This window comes from Candidatus Phytoplasma sp. AldY-WA1, assembly GCF_020312115.2.
In the GTDB taxonomy this organism is placed as follows: domain Bacteria; phylum Bacillota_I; class Bacilli_A; order Acholeplasmatales; family Acholeplasmataceae; genus Phytoplasma; species Phytoplasma vitis.
In genome coordinates, this window is sequence record NZ_JAHRHX020000115.1 from 1 (window position 1) to 1240 (window position 1240).

The following is a 1240-nucleotide window of genomic DNA, read 5'->3' on the forward strand; positions in this document are numbered from 1 at the left end:
TTAATACAATACATGCTTTTCAAAACGATAAAGACGAAATAAAAACAGACGTATTAGCTTCATTAAAAACAGAAATCAACAAAACTAGTGAAAATTTACAATATCAAATTGGAGAATTAAAAACAGACGTATTAGCTTCATTAAAAACAGAAATCAACAAAACTAGTGAAAATTTAAATAAAATTGTGTATAAATGGGATTCTTCTCTTCAAAAAGATAAAAACGATGTATTAGCTTCAATAAAAACAGAAATCAACAAAACTAGTGGAAATTTACAATATCAAATTGGAGAATTAAAAACAGAGGTATTAGCTTCAATACAAAAAGAAATAACGGGTTTTTTAAATCCGTTTACTTGGTTTCAAAAAGGTTCTGAATCAGACGAAACAAATAAAGGTTCTATTACGAAAAATAAAATTATAGACAAATTAAATCCGTTTACTTGGTTTCGAAAAGGTTCTGAACCAGTCAGCGAAACAAATAAAGATTCTGAATCGGGTGTAATAACATCTCAAAATGATTTAAGAACAAAAACAGAAGCTTTAACAACAACTCAAAATGATTTAATTCAACAAAAAGAAGAATTAAGAACAGTTCAAAACACTTTAACTCAAAAAGAACAAGAATTAAGATCAGTTCAAAACGCTTTAACTCAAAAAGAACAAGAATTAAGAACAGTTCAAAGTACTTTAAATAAAAAAGAAAAAGATTTATTAACATCTCAAAATGATTTAAGAACAAAAACAGAAGTTTTAACAACAACTAAAAACACTTTAACTCAAAAAGAACAAGAATTAAGAACAATTCAAAGTACTTTAACTCAAAAAGAAAAAGATTTATTAACATCTCAAAATGATTTAAGAACAAAAACAAAAGAATTAACAACAACTCAAAATGATTTAATTCAAAAAAAAGAAGAATTAAGAACAGTTCAAAATGATTCTACAGACATAGAAATTATTGGTGTAAATGATGATGGAAATAAAAAGATTTATTAACATCTCAATGGTTCAGAACAAAACAGAAGCTTTAACAACAACTCAAAATGATTTAATTCAACAAAAGAAGAATTAAGAACAGTTCGAAACGCTTTAACTCGAAGAACAAAGAATTAAGAACAGTTCAAAGCGCTTTAACTCAAAAGATAAAAATTTATTAACATCTCAAAATGAGTTTTAATTCAACAAAAAGAAGAAATTAAGAACAGTTCAAAACGCTTTAACTCAAAAGAACTTAAAAA

General features: G+C 25.3%; 1 protein-coding gene. It reads left to right on the forward strand.

The genetic code is table 11. The features are described 5' to 3' along the window. A partial coding sequence (locus KTO59_RS04345) for a hypothetical protein (RefSeq protein ID WP_284928834.1) occupies positions 1 to 998 on the forward strand: 998 nt, incomplete at its 5' end. Positions 999 to 1240 lie beyond the last annotated feature (242 nt).